The organism is Pseudomonas lundensis (genome assembly GCF_002269125.1).
GTDB classification, from domain to species: Bacteria; Pseudomonadota; Gammaproteobacteria; order Pseudomonadales; family Pseudomonadaceae; genus Aquipseudomonas; species Aquipseudomonas lundensis_A.
Map to the genome: position 1 here is coordinate 1 of NZ_NQKI01000089.1, position 1,448 is coordinate 1,448.

At 55.2% G+C, this 1,448-nt stretch carries 1 protein-coding gene; it reads left to right on the top strand.

The genetic code is table 11. The annotated features are described in order from the left end of the window. Positions 1-64: 64 nt before the first annotated feature. Positions 65-1,441, top strand: a complete 1,377-nt coding sequence (locus tag CJF39_RS22575; RefSeq protein ID WP_094995373.1) for an IS30 family transposase — start codon at positions 65-67, stop codon at positions 1,439-1,441. Positions 1,442-1,448 lie beyond the last annotated feature (7 nt).

The window sequence follows — 1,448 nt, forward strand, 5'->3', positions numbered from 1 at the left end:
GGCGGATTCAACTGGTCGTCGCAACACCTTGATCGAGGTGTTTATGGGACGATCCGCAGGATGGATGCAAAAATTGACGGGCCGGGGAGCGATGCGTTCTCCAGGTGCACCCTCAGTTCGTAATGAGATCGAGCGGCTATTTTGGGTGCAGATTGCAACAGGCATCACAAGCGAAAAGGCAGCACATGCCGTTGGCGTATCAACAGCGGTAGGTACACGCTGGTTCCGTCATCGAGGCGGGATGCCATTATTCATGTCGAATCACATATCAGGACGATACTTATCGTTTGCAGAGCGAGAAGAGATTGGGCTGCTTCGAGCGCAAAGTGTTGGCGTTCGTGAGATCGCCCGTCGCCTTGGACGAAGCCCATCGACAATTTCACGGGAGCTGACACGAAATGCTGCTACCCGTTGCGGTCGGCTTGAATATCGAGCGTCAGTAGCGCAATGGAAGGCAGAACTGGTGGCCAAGAGGCCGAAACCAGCGAAACTGGTCACTAACCCGCGACTGCACCAGTACGTACGCGACCGCCTTGAGGGCAAGGTTCAAGACGCCGATGGCCGTGAGATTTCTGGGCCTCGGCAAGCGCCCTTCAAAGGCCGAAATAAACCGCATCGCAGTGACCGTAAATGGGTCAATGGCTGGTCGCCTGAACAGATTGCCAACCGGCTCCAGATCGATTTTCCGGATGATGAATCCATGCGCATCTCTCATGAAGCCATATATCAGGCGCTCTACATTCAGGGTCGAGGAGCTCTCAAGCGCGAACTGGTGAGCTGCCTGCGCTCAGGACGAGCATTGCGCGTGCCGAGAGCCAGAGCGCAGGCCAAAGTCTGGGCACACGTCAGCGAGGACGTCATGATCTCCAGTCGCCCTGCTGAGGTAGACGATCGGGCTGTACCCGGGCATTGGGAGGGCGACCTGATCATCGGTCTGAACCGGTCTGCGATTGGAACTCTGGTCGAGCGCTCAACTCGATTTACCATGCTCGTCCATCTGCCTCGCGAGAAAGGTTATGGGCTAATTCCCCGCACGAAGAACGGCCCGGCGCTGGCTGGCTATGGGGCTGTTAGTATGGCCAACGCGTTGAAGAAAACGGTGACTGATCTTCCCATCGAGCTGTGGCGATCTTTGACCTGGGATCGTGGAAAGGAGCTGTCGGATCACGCTCGATTTACCATCGAGTCCGGAGTAAAGGTTTTTTTTGCTGATCCACATAGCCCATGGCAGCGCGGCACAAACGAAAATACGAACGGCCTTTTACGGCAATACTTCCCGAAAGGCACTGACCTCTCTCGTTGGAATGCCCAAGAATTACAGGCGGTAGCTCACGTACTTAACACTAGACCTCGAAAAACACTCGGCTGGAAAACACCTGCCGAAGCACTGAATGAGTATCTAAAGTCTGTACAACAATCCAGTGTTGCGACGACCGGTTGAATCCGCC